Annotated in this window: 19 protein-coding genes; 17 read left to right on the top strand and 2 right to left on the bottom strand. The window is 49.5% G+C overall.

Annotated features, from left to right (window positions below; all coding sequences use genetic code 11):
* The first annotated feature begins 7 nt into the window (after positions 1 to 7).
* From jag to ACP5SG_RS02920, 4 genes are all read left to right on the top strand, one after another.
* Positions 8 to 850: an RNA-binding cell elongation regulator Jag/EloR gene (gene jag / locus ACP5SG_RS02935; protein ID WP_237889635.1), complete on the top strand. Its 843-nt coding sequence runs from the start codon at positions 8 to 10 to the stop codon at positions 848 to 850.
* Positions 843 to 2,270 carry a tRNA uridine-5-carboxymethylaminomethyl(34) synthesis GTPase MnmE gene (gene mnmE / locus ACP5SG_RS02930; RefSeq protein WP_237889633.1) on the top strand — a complete coding sequence of 476 codons (1,428 nt, stop codon included), beginning with the start codon at positions 843 to 845 and terminating at the stop codon, positions 2,268 to 2,270. Before jag ends, mnmE begins: the two co-directional genes overlap by 8 nt.
* 21 nt (positions 2,271 to 2,291) lie before the next feature.
* A complete protein-coding gene (locus ACP5SG_RS02925; RefSeq protein ID WP_424661508.1) occupies positions 2,292 to 3,161 on the top strand; it encodes an inositol monophosphatase family protein in 870 nt (289 codons plus the stop codon).
* A 115-nt stretch (positions 3,162 to 3,276) separates the two neighbouring features.
* Positions 3,277 to 3,741: an NUDIX domain-containing protein gene (locus ACP5SG_RS02920; RefSeq protein WP_237889624.1), complete on the top strand. Its 465-nt coding sequence runs from the start codon at positions 3,277 to 3,279 to the stop codon at positions 3,739 to 3,741.
* Here ACP5SG_RS02920 and ACP5SG_RS02915 read toward each other — a convergent pair.
* On the bottom strand, positions 3,678 to 4,733 hold the full coding sequence (locus tag ACP5SG_RS02915) for a GGDEF domain-containing response regulator (RefSeq protein WP_428121824.1): 1,056 nt from the start codon (positions 4,731 to 4,733) through the stop codon (positions 3,678 to 3,680). The two genes, ACP5SG_RS02920 and ACP5SG_RS02915, sit on opposite strands and share 64 nt — an antisense overlap.
* A 460-nt stretch (positions 4,734 to 5,193) precedes the next feature.
* Between ACP5SG_RS02915 and rpoZ the strand changes: the two genes are divergently transcribed.
* The 8 genes from rpoZ to scpB all read left to right on the top strand — a co-directional run bounded on the left by rpoZ (position 5,194) and on the right by scpB (position 11,731).
* The gene (gene rpoZ / locus ACP5SG_RS02910; RefSeq protein WP_237889614.1) at positions 5,194 to 5,463 is read left to right on the top strand and encodes a DNA-directed RNA polymerase subunit omega; all 270 of its coding nucleotides are present in this window, start codon (positions 5,194 to 5,196) and stop codon (positions 5,461 to 5,463) included.
* 24 nt (positions 5,464 to 5,487) lie between these two features.
* Positions 5,488 to 6,630 (top strand): molecular chaperone DnaJ, encoded by a 1,143-nt coding sequence (gene dnaJ / locus ACP5SG_RS02905; RefSeq protein WP_237889606.1) that lies wholly within the window; start codon positions 5,488 to 5,490, stop codon positions 6,628 to 6,630.
* Positions 6,627 to 7,106, top strand: a complete 480-nt coding sequence (gene moaC / locus ACP5SG_RS02900; RefSeq protein WP_330873331.1) for a cyclic pyranopterin monophosphate synthase MoaC — start codon at positions 6,627 to 6,629, stop codon at positions 7,104 to 7,106. The genes dnaJ and moaC overlap by 4 nt, the downstream gene beginning before the upstream one ends.
* A gap of 24 nt (positions 7,107 to 7,130) precedes the next feature.
* Complete coding sequence (gene dksA / locus ACP5SG_RS02895; RefSeq protein ID WP_237889604.1) at positions 7,131 to 7,493, top strand: RNA polymerase-binding protein DksA; 363 nt, start codon at positions 7,131 to 7,133, stop codon at positions 7,491 to 7,493.
* Positions 7,494 to 7,497: 4 nt separating this feature from the next.
* Positions 7,498 to 9,681: a glycoside hydrolase family 57 protein gene (locus ACP5SG_RS02890; RefSeq protein WP_424661510.1), complete on the top strand. Its 2,184-nt coding sequence runs from the start codon at positions 7,498 to 7,500 to the stop codon at positions 9,679 to 9,681.
* A 14-nt stretch (positions 9,682 to 9,695) separates the two neighbouring features.
* Entirely contained in the window at positions 9,696 to 10,694 is a 999-nt protein-coding gene (gene galT, locus ACP5SG_RS02885) for a galactose-1-phosphate uridylyltransferase (RefSeq protein WP_237889595.1), read from the top strand.
* Between the two features lie 93 nt (positions 10,695 to 10,787).
* The gene (locus ACP5SG_RS02880) at positions 10,788 to 11,153 is read left to right on the top strand and encodes a response regulator (protein ID WP_237889593.1); all 366 of its coding nucleotides are present in this window, start codon (positions 10,788 to 10,790) and stop codon (positions 11,151 to 11,153) included.
* A 5-nt stretch (positions 11,154 to 11,158) separates the two neighbouring features.
* On the top strand, positions 11,159 to 11,731 hold the full coding sequence (scpB, locus tag ACP5SG_RS02875; RefSeq protein ID WP_237889586.1) for an SMC-Scp complex subunit ScpB: 573 nt from the start codon (positions 11,159 to 11,161) through the stop codon (positions 11,729 to 11,731).
* Positions 11,732 to 11,808: 77 nt separating this feature from the next.
* Here the strand turns inward: scpB and eno are convergent, their stop codons facing one another.
* Complete coding sequence (gene eno / locus ACP5SG_RS02870; RefSeq protein WP_237889579.1) at positions 11,809 to 13,083, bottom strand: phosphopyruvate hydratase; 1,275 nt, start codon at positions 13,081 to 13,083, stop codon at positions 11,809 to 11,811.
* Between the two features lie 81 nt (positions 13,084 to 13,164).
* Between eno and ACP5SG_RS02865 the strand changes: the two genes are divergently transcribed.
* From ACP5SG_RS02865 to ACP5SG_RS02845, 5 genes are all read left to right on the top strand, one after another.
* Complete coding sequence (locus ACP5SG_RS02865; RefSeq protein ID WP_237889577.1) at positions 13,165 to 13,374, top strand: CooT family nickel-binding protein; 210 nt, start codon at positions 13,165 to 13,167, stop codon at positions 13,372 to 13,374.
* Between the two features lie 35 nt (positions 13,375 to 13,409).
* The gene (locus tag ACP5SG_RS02860) at positions 13,410 to 13,667 is read left to right on the top strand and encodes a hypothetical protein (protein ID WP_237889570.1); all 258 of its coding nucleotides are present in this window, start codon (positions 13,410 to 13,412) and stop codon (positions 13,665 to 13,667) included.
* 27 nt (positions 13,668 to 13,694) lie between these two features.
* Positions 13,695 to 15,095, top strand: a complete 1,401-nt coding sequence (gene thrC, locus ACP5SG_RS02855) for a threonine synthase (protein ID WP_428121809.1) — start codon at positions 13,695 to 13,697, stop codon at positions 15,093 to 15,095.
* Positions 15,096 to 15,797: 702 nt separating this feature from the next.
* A complete protein-coding gene (locus ACP5SG_RS02850) occupies positions 15,798 to 16,385 on the top strand; it encodes a TetR/AcrR family transcriptional regulator (RefSeq protein WP_237889566.1) in 588 nt (195 codons plus the stop codon).
* A partial coding sequence (locus ACP5SG_RS02845; protein WP_428121805.1) for a hypothetical protein occupies positions 16,379 to 16,757 on the top strand: 379 nt, incomplete at its 3' end. The genes ACP5SG_RS02850 and ACP5SG_RS02845, both read left to right, overlap by 7 nt.

Raw genomic sequence — 16,757 nt, 5'->3', positions numbered from 1 at the left:
TATCGCCATGTCAACCGCTATTGTTTCAGCAGTATCAGCAGCATCAATGGAATTTGAAGGTAAGACCGTCGAACAGGCCACTGAATTAGCCTGTAAACACTTTTCATTGCCTGCGGACGAACTCGATATAGAGATACTCTCTAAAGGCTCTTCCGGTATATTCGGCCTAGGGGGCAGAAAGGCAAAAATAAGGGTCACACCTAAACGCCAGGCCGTGAAGGCACATAATGCATTAAAATCACCTGACGAACCTCTAGTTGAGTCTTCACCTTCAAATGCCCCAAGCAATGCCGAACCAACTTCAGATCTCGCTTATCTCAATGCAGTCAGAGAGATGACCGAAGGACTTTTAAAAAAAATGGGGCTTGAATGTAACGTCGAGCTGAAAAATGAAAAGACCGGCCCGAAGATAGAGATATCCGGCCAGGATACGGCGATAGTAATAGGCCGCGAAGGAAAGACCCTCGAGGCCATCAAATATCTGGTCAACAGGGCCGCAGCAAAACGACTTGGGGGCCGAGATGGCGCCATCTCGGCCATTCCAATCGATGCAGACGGCTTTCGCTCCAGTAGGGAGGAATACCTCGTCAAGCTCGCCCGTTCCAAGGCGGAACAGGCCAAAAAGACAGGCCGGACAGTTGTCCTTCCCCCCATGAACCCGGCTGAAAGACGGTTTATACACCTCACGTTGAAAGACACTGATGGTGTACGCACCACCAGTACAGGGAGTGGTAATATGCGCAGGGTGATAATCATACCGACAAACCGTACCCCCCGCGGTCCCAGTAAAGGCCTAAATCAACAGCACGGCCGGATAAGCGCCCGGCAGCACAAAAAAGAGAGTGAATGACCTCTTTAAAGAAGAAGATACCATTGCAGCTATAGCAACCCCTGTTGGCACAGGCGGGATAGGGATTATAAGAATAAGCGGAACGTCCAGTCTGGATATACTCCGCAAGATATTCAGACCAAAAAGGGCCGGTTCATCCATCGAATCCCACCGCCTTTATTACGGACACGCCATAGATCCGAGAGATGGCATAGTAATAGACGAAATACTCGCTGTCTTTATGAAGGCACCCAACACCTACACGAGAGAAGATACGGTCGAACTCCATTGCCACGGGGGGCGGGCGGTATCGAAACATCTCCTGGAGGCGGTAACAGGTCTTGGCGCCAGGATTGCGGAACCAGGGGAGTTTACAAAAAGGGCCTATCTAAACGGCAGGATTGACCTTTCCCAGGCGGAGGCGGTCCTGGAAATCGTCCAAGCAAAGACCGAAAAAGAACGCAGCCTTGCTGCAGCCGCGCTCGAAGGGGCGTTGACCAGCCGGATAGAGGCGGTCAGACAGATAATAATCCAGACGCTCGCTCATATAGAGGCTGTGATCGACTTCCCTGAAGATGAAATCAGACCCTTTGACGCCAACACTATGCTGACGAATCTCATGGAACAGGCCATTTCACCGCTCAGCAGCCTCCTGGATGCCTACAGCCATAGTCGGATCCTACGGGAAGGTGCAAGGATCGCCCTTGTCGGCAGGCCCAATGTCGGCAAATCGAGCCTCTTCAACGCCATGCTCGGCTCATGTCGGGTCATAGTAAGCCCGATTCCTGGCACCACTAGAGACACGATCGAAGAGACCCTAGAGCTAGAGGGCGTATCCGTGACGCTAGTCGATACGGCCGGCATAAATAAAGACAGCCGCGATCCTATTGAGGCTATAGGCATGGGGCTTTCTTTGGAGGAGATCAAGAGGGCCGATCTCACAATCGCCGTCTTTGATACAAGCCGCGACATTACGGAAGAAGATATGGCGCTCATGGACATATTGCCGACTGGTAGACCCCTGATTGCAGCGTTGAACAAGGCCGATATCGTCTGCCGACCGGATCTGGAACGGATCAAAGAGGCAGTGAGCGCCAGGCTGGCAGCAAGGGACACTGAGGCAGGCCTTGTGATAACCTCGGCGTCGGATGCACAAGGACTCCATGAGCTTAAAAGAGAAATCATAAGGCTACTGCTCAAGGACTCGAGTAACATCCAAGGCGTACCTGTTTTTATCCCGAACATCAGGCAAAAAAACGCCATCGAACAGGCGACGGCCGCCATCCAAAGGGCGTGCGGCAATCTTAAAGACAGGGCCCCGGAAGAGCTGATAGCCATTGACCTAAACGACGCCCTCAAAAAACTGAACGAGGTGCTTGGAATAGAGATGGGGCAGGAGATACTTGACGAGATATTCAGCCGTTTCTGTATTGGAAAATAAAATAGCCATTAGGATAAAATTATGGCAAACGAAAAAGAGGGGATTCTAATATACGAAGACCCTGATGCCGCCCATTCCCTCTTGAAAACGGCGGAACAGGCTGCATTGAAGGCGGGAAAGGTCCTTAAATCCCTATTCGGCCGCATCAAGGATATACGACACAAGGGCAGGATAGATCTTGTCACAGAAGCAGATGTCGCATCGGAAAGGGTCATAATTGAGGTATTAAAATCAACCCACCCTGGCATCCCGGTCCTTTCTGAGGAGACAAACCCCGAGTATCGTTCAGCCTCAAAAGACGACTTCTTTTGGATAGTCGATCCGCTGGATGGGACCACCAATTTCGCCCATGCCTTTCCATGGTTCGGTGTGTCCATTGCCCTTGCCAGCGGGGACAAGGTCATCCTGGGCATAATCCACTGTCCGGTCCAACAAGAGACGTTCTCGGCAAGCCTCGGCAAAGGGGCGTGGCTCAACGGCCGACCAATCAAGGTCTCAAATACGCCTACCATTGAAGACGCCCTTTTGGCCACCGGGTTCCCTTATGATGTCCAGGAAGACGCTGCAGATGTAATGGCCGCATTCAAGGCCGTAGTAACAAAGGTCCAGGGGGTAAGGAGGGCCGGGGCGGCAGCCCTTGACCTCGCCTATGTGGCATGTGGCAGATTCGACGGTTTTTGGGAGATAAAACTGAAACCATGGGATACCGCCGCAGGTAAACTCCTCGTGGAAGAGGCCGGCGGCAAGGTAACCGATTTCAGGGGCAGCGTCTATTCACCTTTCATGCAGGAGATAATGGCAACAAACGGCCTGATACACAGGGAATTAGGCAACATCCTCATGCCTTTCAGCCAACATCTAAAAAGAGGCGTCACCTGCATGACAGCTTGAAAGGGTTGTTGCACCTCATTAATATTATACCAGATCCTGCAAAAAACCTACCTGACAACAGGATAACAGGTCCTGTCAATTAAATTAATATCGAAAAGAAGACTGGAAGATAAAGATGTCCACATTCCGAGAAATCACCTGCCCAAGGTGCCAAGAAAAGATAAAGATCCACGCAAACCCCATCCCGACCGTAGATATAATCATAGAGACCGCGGGGGGGATAGTCCTTATCGAACGAAAGAACCCGCCTTTTGGCTGGGCCATACCTGGGGGCTTTGTAGATTACGGCGAATGCGTGGAAGCGGCTGCAATAAGAGAGGCCCTTGAGGAGACTGGCCTAAAAATAAGGCTCAAGACCCTTCTAGGCGTCTATTCAAACCCAGACCGGGATCCTCGAATGCACACAATCAGCACGGTATTCATAGCAGAGGCCCAAGGTGAGCCACAGGCTGGAGACGATGCAAGATCAACCGAGATCTTCCCTCTCAACAACTTCCCTACCGACCTTGCTTTTGATCATAAAAAGATACTTGAAGAGTATATAAAGCTCAAAATGGCAACGGCAACCCCTATGTCATAGCTAATCGGGGGGGGTGAACTTATTTTGCTCGCAATTGCAACAGTCTCCGCCTTTGAACGCTTCGAGTTTGAACCGCCTGTAACGTCCTTAGCAACCACCTTGTCGCCGCCAGTCTTCTTAGCCACATACATGGCCTCATCGGCCTCGTGTATCAAGCTGGTTACATCGTCTCTCAGCCTCTGCGACGTCTTTTTGAACCCGGCCACCCCGACACTTAGGGTGGTCTCGCCCCTATCTTTGTAATTGAGATAGTTCCTGCGTATACGTTCAGCTATCATCTCCGCCTCTTTAGCACCTACTTGAGGCAGTATAACTGCAAATTCGTCGCCGCCGATCCGGCAAGGTGTATCTACGGAATTCCGAATGGAGCTTTTTAACACCTCCCCCAGAGAGATCAAAACCTTGTCGCCAAACTCATGGCCTTTCTGATCATTCAATTCCTTGAAATTGTCTATATCGACAATCGCAAGATAAAGGCCATAACCTTGTCTAGCCGCCCTTTCAGCCTCCTCCTCAAGCCTTTGGTCAAAGAAACGTCGGTTATACAAATCGGTAAGGGTGTCTCTTAATGAGAGCTGCTCAAGCTTGTGCCTTAACGCCCTCTCCTTCATCAATCTCAACAATTTGGCCTCGAATTCATCAAGACTGAACGGCTTCTGAATAAAGTCGCTTGCTCCTGCCTTTATTACGTCTGTATATCTAAAATCTTTTGTAAAGCCGGTCATAACGATTATATCTGTATCGGGCCACCTTGCCTTAACCTTGCTTGTGAGCTCAAGACCATTCATATTGGGCATCAATAGATCCGTGACTATAACGGCTGCCGGTACCCGCTCCATCGAGACTATAGCTTGGAGACCGTCCCTTGCCAGGCTGCAAGGAAGACCGATTTCGCTCAAAAAATCCCTTAAAAGCCGTAAGATCGCTTCATCATCATCTACTATCAGTAGGCGGTCTTCTTCTTGCAACAATTCATCAGACATATCGGACATGAAGATATCATCCTCCCACGCCGCCCTAAAAACCCACCGCAAAACTAAAGATCGGGCGCACACTGGGCGAACGCGATAAAGTAAAACTTATCTCCTGTCAGGTCAGGGCCATCAGAAATTTCTTCGCAGCAGACACCTTTGCCATAAAGGTACTATAAAAAGCAGCAAAATTAAAATATATTACTTAAATTACCTTCGAACAGAAATCAATATCTTTACTTCAAAAATAACATAATACCCTCTTCATTTCAGAGATTAAGATTGGGTTACAAGCAGCAGAGGACATCGGTTATAAAACGTCCTGCCCCAATGCCCATGCACAATTATTAAAGTCAGATGTCGTGACAACGACCAAAGAGGCTGGGGATTGCGCCAAGCCGGACAGATATTATAATAATATATCTTTTTTGAATTCTATCTAAAAAATAATGAAGCGATCAAAAAACAAAAGGGGGCTGAGATGGCCAGGATAACAGTTGAAGACTGCCTTGAGAAGGTAAGGGATCGGTTCTCGCTTGTATATCTCGCTGTAGAGAGGGTCAAACAGCTCAGAAAGGGTGCTGCACCCCTCGTGCAATGCAAAAACAAGGAAATCGTCACCGCCCTTAGGGAAATAGCAGCCGGCAAGGTGACCTATGAAAATCTAGACGAACTTGGCCGCGAGGCAGAAGAACAAAGGGCCTACAAGAGTTTTCAGCCAGAGGCCTTTCTGTCCGAAACGCCTCAATAATTAAAAGAACCTCCGGACAGGATCATGAAAAGGGACTATTACGACATATTGGGTGTCTCGAGGACCGCCTCTCCTGAAGAAATTAAAAAGGCCTACAGGAAACTGGCCCTTAAGTACCATCCCGACAGAAATCCTGGCGACAAGGAGGCTGAAGAGAGGTTTAAAGAGGCCGCCGAGGCCTATGAGGTACTTCAAGACCCGGAAAAACGCAGGGTGTATGACCTTCATGGACACGATGGCATGGCCGGAATGGGTTTCAGCGGTTTCAGCCGCCAGGAAGACATCTTTAGCGCGTTCAGCGACCTCTTTGAGGATATCTTCGGTTTCTCGACCGGTCGCCGCCATCAAGGATCTGGATTAAGGCCTGAACAAGGGGCGGATCTGAGATACGATCTCTCCATCTCTTTTGAAGAGGCGGCAAGGGGCGCAGATAAAGAAATAGAGATAACAAGGCTTGAATCCTGTCAAGAATGCCTGGGAAGCGGACTCAGGCCAGGTACCCAGCCGACGGTCTGCCATCTCTGCGGCGGCAGGGGCCAGGTTATAAGGGCTGAGGGTTTCTTCAGGATTGCAACCACCTGCCCGAATTGTCATGGCAGAGGCGTTATTATAACAAACCCATGCAATGCATGCGGTGGGCAGGGCAGGATCCGCGAGAAACGCAGGGTGAAGATAAGAATCCCGGCAGGGGCTGACGACGGCGCCAGACTTAGGCTCCGTGGAGAAGGCGAAGCTGGGGTCAGAGGCGGCCCAAGGGGAGATCTATACATTATACTCCATGTCGAACCACATGAATTCCTTGAGAGACGTGGAAACGACCTGCACTGCCGGATACAGATCTCCATGACGCAGGCGGCCCTTGGAGACGAGATCGAGGTGCTCACCTTGGATGGTCCCCACAAACTCAAGATACCGGCCGGCGTCCAATCCGGGGAGACATTAAGGCTCAAGGGGCTAGGCGTCCCTGACCTTAGGGGTCTAGGAACAGGAGACCAGGTCATCGAGGTAGCGGTTCTGACCCCGACAAGACTCACAGAAAGACAGAAGGAACTGCTCAGGGAATTCGCGTCGCTGGAGAAAGAAAAGGATGAGGGTGGTATATTTAGGAGGTTTTTCAAGAGGTTTGAAGGCCATGAGATGGCAGGTAAAAAGGAGGGGGCGATTTGAGCAATTCGGGCTTTTCACATCTGGACAAAAAGGGACGGGCCTGCATGGTCGATGTGAGCCACAAGACCGCAACGCAACGGGAGGCCGTGGCCTCCGGTAGGGTTATGCTGGGGGAAAAGGCATTCAATGCCCTTACCGAAAACGGCGTACCAAAAGGAGATGTCTTGGCCGTGGCTAGGGTGGCAGGAATAATGGCCGCCAAGAAGGTGGATGCGCTGATCCCCCTTTGTCACCCCCTGCCGCTTAGTTCGATCGAGATCGATTTTACCCTTGATCCAATTGAATCTTCAGTAGTAATACAGGCTAAGGTAAAGACAAATGGCGTCACAGGGGTGGAGATGGAGGCACTGACCTCAGTTTCCGTCGCTGCACTTACAATCTATGATATGTGCAAGGCCTTAGAAAAAGGTATAGTCATAAGGGAAATACGTCTTGAATCCAAATCGGGCGGGAAGAGCGGCGCCTGGAAGAGATGATCATAATAAAATTAGGAGGCATTGGTGGATAAGGCTCAACTTGAACATTTCCGCAAGATACTTCAGCAAAAACTGAACGAGCTCCTGGGCGAGGCGGACAGGACTATCGATGAGATGACCGGTATGGACGAAAACTTTCCTGACCCGACCGACAGGGCATCCGTTGAATCAGACCGCAATTTTGAATTACGCATAAGAGATAGGGAGAGAAAACTCATAAAAAAGATACAAAAGGCCCTTGAGAAAATAGACAACGGCACCTATGGAATATGCGAAAAGTGCGGGGAGGAGATCAGCATCGGCCGTCTTGAGGCTAGACCGGTAACCACACTGTGTATAGAATGCAAATCCAAAGAGGAACGGGAAGAAAAGGCTAGAGGCCTTTAAATGTATGAAGCTCTACTGCGCCCTTGTCTGGCATATGCATCAACCGCTTTATCTTGACCCTGTAAGCGGCCGTTTTGCAATGCCGTGGGTACGTCTCCATTCTGTCAAGGCATACAACGATATGCTTTCGTGCCTGAAAGGGAGACGTGAGGCAAGGGTTACATTCAATTTCGTCCCATCACTTCTCTATCAGATCGGGCTTTACCTCGAAGGCAAAACTGACGAGTTTCTGGAGATCAGCCGCAAAAAGACCTCGGAGCTCTCTAACCCGGAAAAGGAATTCATACTTACCCATTTCTTCAGCTGCCACTGGCCTACTATGGTTGAACCATACCAACGCTATGTGCAGCTACTGGCCTTAAGAGGCAGGGACTTCGTCCCTTCAGATGCCTCGTGGACCAGAAACCGTTTTTCAGAGCAGGATCTGCTGGATCTCCAGGTCTGGTTCAATCTCACATGGATGGGTTTTGCGGCAAGAAAAGACCCTTTTATAAACGGTCTTTTCCAGAAAGGACGGCTCTTTACCGAAGAAGAAAAGGCACGGCTCCTGGATGCCCAGCTTGATATAATGAAGGAACTTATCCAATCCTACGCCGAAAGATGGACCGACGATCAGATCGAGATAACAACAAGCCCGTTTTATCACCCAATATTGCCTCTCCTCATGGACACCGATTACGCAAAAAGATGTGCGCCTGGCGTCAGACTCCCACGCCGCTTTTCATATCCACAGGACGCCACTGCCCAGCTTAAAAGAGGTAAAGATTTCTGTCAAAAAATATTCAAAAAGGCCCCAAGCGGCCTCTGGCCTTCCGAAGGTTCAGTGGCCCCTGAGCTTATCCCTGCCGCCAGCGAGGCCGGTTTTTCATGGTTGGCCACAGACGAGGCGATTCTCTACAAATCCATCGACAGCCCTGGTCCCGATGCGCTCTTCCAGCCTTACAAGGCGCAGATAGGTGATAGCTCTATGGATATAATCTTCAGACACCATGAGCTCTCCGACCTTATAGGCTTTGTGTATAAAGAAAACGACCCTGAAATAGCCGCGGTCGACTTTATTACAAGACTGAACGAGATAAGACGGAGGCTCTCTGCAACAACGGATCGTCCGCCTTTCGTGGCCGTCATCCTTGACGGTGAAAACCCATGGGAATACTATATGGACGGCGGTGAGGGTTTTCTCAGCGCACTCTATGACGGCATTATCTGCAACCCCGATCTTGAGCTCGTAACGGTAAGCGATTATCTCAAACGATATCCGCCAAACAAAACCCTGACACGCCTCCATACTGGCTCTTGGATAAACGGTGACTTTGGTATATGGATAGGGGGGGAGGAGGAAAACAGGGCGTGGGAGGTCCTTGGAGAGGCAAGGACTGCCGTGGAGGATGCAATCAAGACCGGCATCCTTGGTGAAAATGAGATATCCAATGCAATGGAATCCATATTCGCGGCAGAGGGAAGCGACTGGTTCTGGTGGTACGGCGACAAATTTTCAACCAGCTATGCCTATGAATTTGACAGCCTCTTCAGGCTTCATCTACAAGGGGCCTATAGGGCGCTTCGGCGCGCCGCCCCTGCTGATCTCTCGATCCCGCTGAGGCGGCCTAAGGCCATCCTGCCAGCCGCAACACCGGTTGCGTTCATAACACCCATAATAGATGGCAGGATAAGTTTTTATTGGGAATGGAATGGGGCTGGTTCAGTCTCGCTTGCCGAACAGGGCGGCTCGATGCACAGGAGCGCCTCAAATCTAAACAGGATATTTTACGGATTCAACATAAATTCGCTCTTTCTGCGACTCGACCCTGCCAAAAAAAACTTCTTGGAATGGCCTGCTGGTCTCGGCATAAGCCTATCAATTACTACAGCCAAAGACAGGGTCGCCATAGAGGCATATCCAGCCCAGGTCGGGATGGATAAGCTCGGGACAACGACATGGCGGTGCCAAATCAAGAAGAACGACCTTGAGATCCCGCTTCACGAATCAGGGATCAGGTTCGCCATAGAAGAAATAGCCGAATTCGAGATACCATTTGTCTTCCTAGACCTTATTGCAGGCGAGGAATTAAGTCTTAACATTAAAACGATCCAAGATGGATTGGTACAGGACACATGGACAAGGGCTGGCTATCTATCGATCAAGATGCCAGATAAAGACTTTGAACGAAGGCTCTGGCTGGTATAAAAAGGAGTAAAAAGATGCCAGAACTGCGCAGAGATCCGATAATAGGCAGATGGGTCATCATAGCCAAAGAACGCGGCAAACGCCCCAGTGACTTTGTAATAGAAGAAGAAAAGACAAAGGGAGGATTCTGTCCGCTGTGCCCCGGCAATGAACACACCACACCACCGGAGGTCCTGGCCTATGGGAGACAGGGTTATGCCCCGAACACACCCGGCTGGACCTTGAGGGTGGTGCCCAACAAATTTCCGGCCCTCATCATTGAAGGCGATTTGAACAAACAAGGCGAAGGTATTTATGACATGATGAACGGAATAGGGGCCCACGAGGTCATCATAGACACCCCCAACCACGACGAAACCATACCCCGGATGTCCGAATTCCAGGTCAAGCAAATACTCTTCGCCTACAGGGACAGGATGCTCGATTTGGCAAGGGATATAAGGTTTCAATACATAATCATATTCAAAAACTTTGGCAAGGCGGCAGGGGCCTCGCTCGAACACTCCCACTCCCAATTGATCGCCCTTCCGATCGTGCCGCAACTCATCCAGGAAGAGGTGATGGGGTCCTTGCGTTATTACGAATACAAAGAACGCTGCGTATTCTGCGACATAATACATCAGGAATTAGCTGGGAACACCCGTGTTGTATGTGAAAACAAAGACTTCTTGACCATCGCTCCGTTTGCACCAAGGGCGCCGTTCGAGATGTGGCTCCTGCCTAAGAGGCATTATTCTTCATATGTCTCCATGGATGACGGTATGTTCGACTCCCTCGCGAGGATATTTCTTGAAACAATGCGCCGTCTTGACAAGGCATTGCCCAAGGTACCTTATAATTATATGTTGCATACAGCCCCTCTCAAAAACCTCTCGATGGACTACTATCACTGGCACATAGAAATTATGCCTAAACTCACAATGGTAGCAGGGTTTGAATGGGGCACCGGATTTTATATCAATCCCACGCCGCCTGAGGAGTCAGCCAAGTTCCTAAGGGAAATCAGGATATAAAGATGGCCGGCATAGGCTTTGTCAGGTAAATAACAGATCTCGGAAATAGCCTAGAAAATATATGGACAAGCCAAAATTCTATAGAGGTGCATTATGGCGGATGAGAAAAAAAAGATACTGATAGTAGACGATGAAGAAAGCATACATCTCCTGTACAAAGAGGAACTAGAAGAAGAAGGTTACGAAATCCAATCAGCAATGAACGGAGACGATGCGCTTAGATATTTTGACAGCTATAGGCCTGACTTGGTCGTCCTGGACATCAACATGCCGGGGATGGATGGAATAGAGGTACTCCGCCAAATGAAGCAAAAGAGGCCGGCAACCCCAGTAATATTGAGTTCGGCATACCCTGAATACAAACAAGATCTGGCCTCTTGGGCCTCGGACGATTATATAGTAAAGTCATTCAATCTGACCGAACTCAAGTCTTCCATTAAAAAACATCTATCAAAATAAAGGCGATGGAGTCGACGGCCATTGGAGTTGGACGGCCTGAGATAAAGGCAATCCTCGAAGGACTCTTGCTGGTCGCTACAAAACCGCTTGGTCTTAAAGAACTAACAGGCCTGCTACCTGAATTCAGCAAAGATGACATACTCATTGCGTTAAAGCTACTTCAAAGAGAATATGACGACCAGTGTCACGGCCTCGAGATAAGAGAGGTAGCTGGCGGCTGGCGGCTGCAGTCAAAAAGCAAGGTCAGGGAATGGATATTGCGGCTCAAAGAATCGACTCCGGCCAAACTCGGCCGCTCTTCACTTGAGACCCTCTCCATAATCGCCTACAAACAACCCGTAACACGCGCTGAGATAGAACATCTGAGAGGCGTAGATTCGAGTGGACCTTTAAGGATACTGCTCGACAGAAAACTCATAAAGACGGCCGGAAGGAAAGAGGTCCCTGGACGCCCCCTTATCTACCGTACCACAAAGCGTTTTCTTGAGGTATTCGACCTGAAAGACATCTCGGACCTCCCGTCCCTCGCTGAACTGTCAGATATGGAAGACACCCATGAGCTACCGCTTTTCAAATAATCTGAGAAAAAGGGGGCTTTTATTTTTATGGACAGAGATTGCTTGTTGCCCTACCCGTTTCCAATTGTAATCCATTTTCAGGATCTGAACGGGCTGTCAAACAAGGCTGCAGGCCCCAATTCCGCCTCGATCTCCAAGAGCCTATTGTACTTGGCTATGCGCTCGCTCCTACTTATGGAACCTGCCTTTATCTGACAGCCGTCCATCGCCACAGTAAAATCAGCTATGAAGTCGTCTTCCGTCTCGCCTGATCTATGGGAGACCACAAAATCCCAACCTGCCGCCCTGCACATACGAATGGCATCTACAGTCTCGCTGACCGTGCCGATCTGATTCAGCTTTATCAACGCGGCGTTAGCAGCCCTCTCCTTTACGCCCCTGGCTATAAACTCGGTGTTTGTGACGAATATATCGTCCCCGACTATCTGGATCTCTTGGCCGAGCTCCCTTGTCATAAGGGCAAAACCGTCCCAATCATCTTCTGCGAGGCCGTCTTCTATGGAAATAATCGGATACTTTCTCACCCATTCTTTATAGAGCTCGACCATCTCAGCGCTCGTCTTTTCGCCGCCGCCTGAACGAGCAAGGACGTACTTTCCATCTCTAAAGAATGAACTGGCTGCAGGATCAAGCGCTATAGCTATGTCTTCTCCCGGCCTATAACCAGCCCTTTCTATGGCTGCCACGATGAGCTCGCACGGCTCCTCGTTACTCTTAAGATTGGGTGCAAAACCACCTTCATCCCCCACGGATGTGGCATAGCCCTTATTCTTTAAAATGGTCTTTAATGCATAAAAGGTCTCGGCACTGTATCTTAGCGCCTCTCTAAACGTGGGGGCACCGATAGGCACGATCATGAATTCCTGGAAGTCCACACTACAATCGGCATGTTTGCCACCGTTTAAGACATTCAACATAGGAACTGGAATGCGGTTTGAACAGGCCCCTCCAAGATAGGCATAGAGCGGCAGACCTACGCTCTGAGCTGCCGCCCTGGCAACCGCCATCGAGACTGAGAGGATGGCGTTTGCCCCGAGCCTGCTTTTATTGGACGTCCCGTCCAAATCTATCAAGACCTGATCGATTTCCTGTTGTATCGTGGCATCCAGACCTTGGAGCGCTAAAGCTATGACATCTTCTACATTCTCCACCGCCTTTAAGACACCCTTGCCCCCATATCTCGACTGATCTTGATCCCTGAGCTCAAGTGCCTCATTCTCACCGGTGGACGCCCCAGACGGGACAGAGGCGATCCCAAGACTCCCGTCCTCAAGAGCGACATATGTGCGAATGGTGGGATTCCCCCTGGAATCCAATATCTCCATCGATTCTATCTCTACAATCTTGCTCATCGGCTCCTCCCGCTATCTGGTTTATTTATTAACTTTCGTTTATAATGACTTTAATCTCAAGTCAAGCAAAAAGGTGAACATATGTGTCAATCCAGCGTATACCTGTTGAAGGATGGGAAGGAAGAGGAGATCATGCGGGACGTGATACTGGTTGAGCCTTGCCCCGAAGGTGTGAAGGTGCAGGGTCTTTTCGAGCCGCCCCGTATTATAAGTGCAAAGATATCAAAGATAGACCTCCTGAAACACAAGGTTATTCTTGAATCATCCGGACAGAGATCACAAAAAATTTAAATCTGACCAAAAAATAAAGTAGATGGGGATCGAAAATGACCGAAATTGAAAAATTGCGCATACTCTTGCCGCATCTTATAGAACACAATGAAGAACATGCCAGGGAATTTCTGCGATGGACATCCGTACTCGAGGAGGCGGGCATGCCCGATGCAGCTGCTGCCCTCAAGAAGGCTGCGTTCTCCTCAGGAGATGTAACAAAACATCTTAAAACCGCAATGAATCTCGCCGGAGGCCCTATATCAGGCCATGAAATAGGACGTCACCACCACCATCATCACGAGCACGAATAAGCCATCAGGGAGACAACAAAAAAATAAATGAAATACATAAGCACGAGGGGCGGAATCGAGCCAATATCCTTTAAAGACTCCGTGATGATGGGCCTTGCGACAGATGGCGGCCTCATCCTGCCTGAACAACTCCCTACGGCTGGACCAGAGATTATAGAAAAATGGGAAGGACTCGACTACCATGAGCTTGCCTATGAGGTCATGTCGCTCTTTATAGACGATATCACCTCTAAAGACCTGAAGGCCATGATAGACAATGCCTACAAAAATTTTGACACGCCGGAGGTCACACCCCTTGTCAAAGTAGGCGACTTGCACATACTTGAGCTCTTCCACGGCCCGACCCTCGCCTTTAAGGACATTGCCCTGCAGTTCCTCGGAAACCTCTTCTCATACCTATTGAAGGAACGCAACGAGAAGATGAACATATTAGGTGCAACATCAGGCGACACGGGCAGCGCCGCCATATATGGGGTCAAGGGTAAAGAAAACATCAACATCTTTATCCTGCACCCCCATGGCAGGGTAAGCCCCATCCAAGCCCTTCAGATGACGACCGTACCTGATAAAAACGTATTCAATATAGCGATAAATGGGACCTTTGACGACTGCCAGGCGATAGTAAAAAACATCTTCAACGACATCCCTTTCAAGTCCCAATACAAGCTTGGGGCTGTCAACTCCATAAACTGGGCTAGGATCCTCGCCCAGGTGGTATATTATGTCTATTCATTTCTATGGATTAAAAAGAAAGAAGGTGCAGAGCGGGTTGATTTCTCTGTCCCGACCGGAAACTTCGGAGACATCTTCGCCGGATACGTGGCAAGGCGTCTCATCTCGCCGCACATCGAACGGCTTATCCTCGCCACCAACGAAAACAACATCCTCACACGCTTTATCATGGAGGGCCGCTATAAGATCGCGCAAAGGGTCATCCCGACCGTAAGCCCTTCCATGGACATACAGATCGCAAGCAATTTCGAGCGATATATCTACTATCTCTTCGGGCAAGACCCCCAAAGGGTGAAGAGGGCGATGGAGCAGTTTGAAAAGACCGGCGAGATCGTCTTCAACCCTGACGAAATGACCATGGCGCGGGAAGACTTTGCCTCGGCGTCAATAAGCCAACCCGAGACCATTGAGACCATACGAGCCGTATACAGAAATACAGGCTATGTGCTGGACCCTCACACGGCAGTCGGCGTAGCGGCAGCAAAAAGACTTTCATCCGCCCTTCTGCGCCACAGTATCGTGTGTCTAGCTACGGCCCATCCAGCCAAATTCGCAAGGACAGTAAAAGAAGCAATCGGCCATGAGCCGAAGAGGCCTGCTTCGCTTGAAGACATTGAAAAAAGGCCGACCAGGTTGAAGCTACTTCCTGCAGACATAGGCGCGGTGAAGGCATACATACAGCAACAGGCGACTTAGTGCTTATCGTAAATGATCCCAATTTTTCTAAACGCGACTATGGCGCCAGTCCTGTGCAACAACGCCTCATATCTTTTCATGCCTTTCTTCAGCAAGTCTTTCAAATCTCGCTAAGATCTTCTGGGCCTATTGGACCATGAACGGACGACCTCGATGCTTCTTAGGTTGGATTGTTTTCCTTTACCTAATTTTTTCCTTTCCGCTCCATATTGACTGACATCGTGACAATCTTTACGTTTCAACTATTTGAAACCGACATCCCACGCTCGCCTACAGGAAATGCGCCGCCTCCGCTTTTTCATTATCAATCGGTTGCGGCTGGCCTACAGATTCTTGAGCAGGCGGAGCCTTGATTGTGATTTATATCGCGACTGCTGGATCTATAAAAGGTCTCATGTAGCTCTCAATATAATCCGGATGTACCCGGCGTTGAGGAACTCGAGCAGGAAAAGAACTTGACGAGGATATAATAAAACGATATTTCCATCAATACTGGTTGGTCAGTATTGGTTCTATCTTATTGAAACAAATGAGGCTGATATGAAAGGAATGCGCCAATATCATCTTCAATTCACATGGCGGAGGTGGAGCGGAAAGGATGATCAAGATGATCAAGTCGATTGCAAATCGATTTGCGGCTGAAGGCGTAAGGCCAAATTTCAATCTGACCAAATGATGCTAGATGTTAAGGGTGAGAAAGATATGCAAGTCATAGATGAACGGAAACGAGCTAAAATCCTTTCGGCGGCGGCCGGACTTTTTGCCACGCAACCCTTCCACAAGGTGCTGTTGAGCGACGTGGCTAAGGCGGCGGAAGTAGGCAAGGGAACACTATACATCTATTTCAATAGCAAAGAAGACCTTTATATTTCAGTGCTTTATAACGGATTTTCTCGGCTGGTAGACCGGCTTCGCGAACGGATAGATGAAGATACTCACAGTCCAGCGGAAAATCTTGAGATGGTGATTCGTGAGATGGTCAATTTTGCTTATCAAAACCCCCACCTGTTCGAGCTGATACGTACGATTCCTGTCTGGAAAGCTATTGACCGGGCCAAGTGGGATGCTAAACGTACAGAGCTAAAAGACATGATCGAATCTATCATCCGCCAGGGCATTGCCCTGGGAATTTTTATCGATTCCCATCCGGAATTTACCGCCCGGTATATTCCCGGGTTCATCCGCTCAGTGCTGCTTGAAGGGACTGAAACAGTCGACCGTGAGGTACTGATCGATCATATCCTGAATTTTGTCAAGGCTGCAATTACTGTCAAGGAGAAGGTGTGTTAAGACCGCTGCAGTGGGGATTGGCCGGCCTGGCGCTGTTTTTTCTCAATAGATGCGCAGTGAATCAAACACACGATGTGCAAATATATTGGCATGTGCTTAATACTGGAAGATCCGGATCAGTCTTACCCTACCATACCGAAGATCCCCTCACGTTAAAGAACGCCCTGATACTGGCCAATACGCATAACGAGCAGATGGCCATAGCCGGTGAGGATTACCTTCAGACATTGATCGACAAGGATCGCGCCTTTGCCGCCTTTCTACCGACCATCAGCTTTGCTCCAACATTCATGCTCCAGGGGAAGACTGCATATGCGGCCAATAACCCCCTGATCGCCGAGTTTGAACCCAATCACACGACCGATCTGCCAG

Origin of the sequence: Dissulfurimicrobium sp., assembly GCF_049968175.1 — a bacterium.
Lineage (GTDB): Bacteria > Desulfobacterota > Dissulfuribacteria > Dissulfuribacterales > Sh68 > Dissulfurimicrobium > Dissulfurimicrobium hydrothermale.
The sequence above is the reverse complement of the archived record's forward strand: the minus strand, read 5'-3'. Positions and strand labels throughout refer to the sequence as shown.

What these genes read in the sequence shown, in the direction of transcription:
- ACP5SG_RS02865 (WP_237889577.1), top strand. Translation starts at nt 13,165, where the DNA reads ATGTGTCAATCCAGCGTATACCTGTTGAAGGATGGGAAGGAAGAGGAG.
- galT (WP_237889595.1), top strand. Translation starts at nt 9,696, where the DNA reads ATGCCAGAACTGCGCAGAGATCCGATAATAGGCAGATGGGTCATCATA.
- ACP5SG_RS02890 (WP_424661510.1), top strand. Translation starts at nt 7,498, where the DNA reads ATGAAGCTCTACTGCGCCCTTGTCTGGCATATGCATCAACCGCTTTAT.
- ACP5SG_RS02925 (WP_424661508.1), top strand. Translation starts at nt 2,292, where the DNA reads ATGGCAAACGAAAAAGAGGGGATTCTAATATACGAAGACCCTGATGCC.
- ACP5SG_RS02880 (WP_237889593.1), top strand. Translation starts at nt 10,788, where the DNA reads ATGGCGGATGAGAAAAAAAAGATACTGATAGTAGACGATGAAGAAAGC.
- jag (WP_237889635.1), top strand. Translation starts at nt 8, where the DNA reads ATGTCAACCGCTATTGTTTCAGCAGTATCAGCAGCATCAATGGAATTT.
- eno (WP_237889579.1), bottom strand. Translation starts at nt 13,083, where the DNA reads ATGAGCAAGATTGTAGAGATAGAATCGATGGAGATATTGGATTCCAGG.
- ACP5SG_RS02915 (WP_428121824.1), bottom strand. Translation starts at nt 4,733, where the DNA reads ATGTCCGATATGTCTGATGAATTGTTGCAAGAAGAAGACCGCCTACTG.
- ACP5SG_RS02850 (WP_237889566.1), top strand. Translation starts at nt 15,798, where the DNA reads ATGCAAGTCATAGATGAACGGAAACGAGCTAAAATCCTTTCGGCGGCG.
- dnaJ (WP_237889606.1), top strand. Translation starts at nt 5,488, where the DNA reads ATGAAAAGGGACTATTACGACATATTGGGTGTCTCGAGGACCGCCTCT.
- rpoZ (WP_237889614.1), top strand. Translation starts at nt 5,194, where the DNA reads ATGGCCAGGATAACAGTTGAAGACTGCCTTGAGAAGGTAAGGGATCGG.
- ACP5SG_RS02860 (WP_237889570.1), top strand. Translation starts at nt 13,410, where the DNA reads ATGACCGAAATTGAAAAATTGCGCATACTCTTGCCGCATCTTATAGAA.
- ACP5SG_RS02920 (WP_237889624.1), top strand. Translation starts at nt 3,277, where the DNA reads ATGTCCACATTCCGAGAAATCACCTGCCCAAGGTGCCAAGAAAAGATA.
- scpB (WP_237889586.1), top strand. Translation starts at nt 11,159, where the DNA reads ATGGAGTCGACGGCCATTGGAGTTGGACGGCCTGAGATAAAGGCAATC.
- thrC (WP_428121809.1), top strand. Translation starts at nt 13,695, where the DNA reads ATGAAATACATAAGCACGAGGGGCGGAATCGAGCCAATATCCTTTAAA.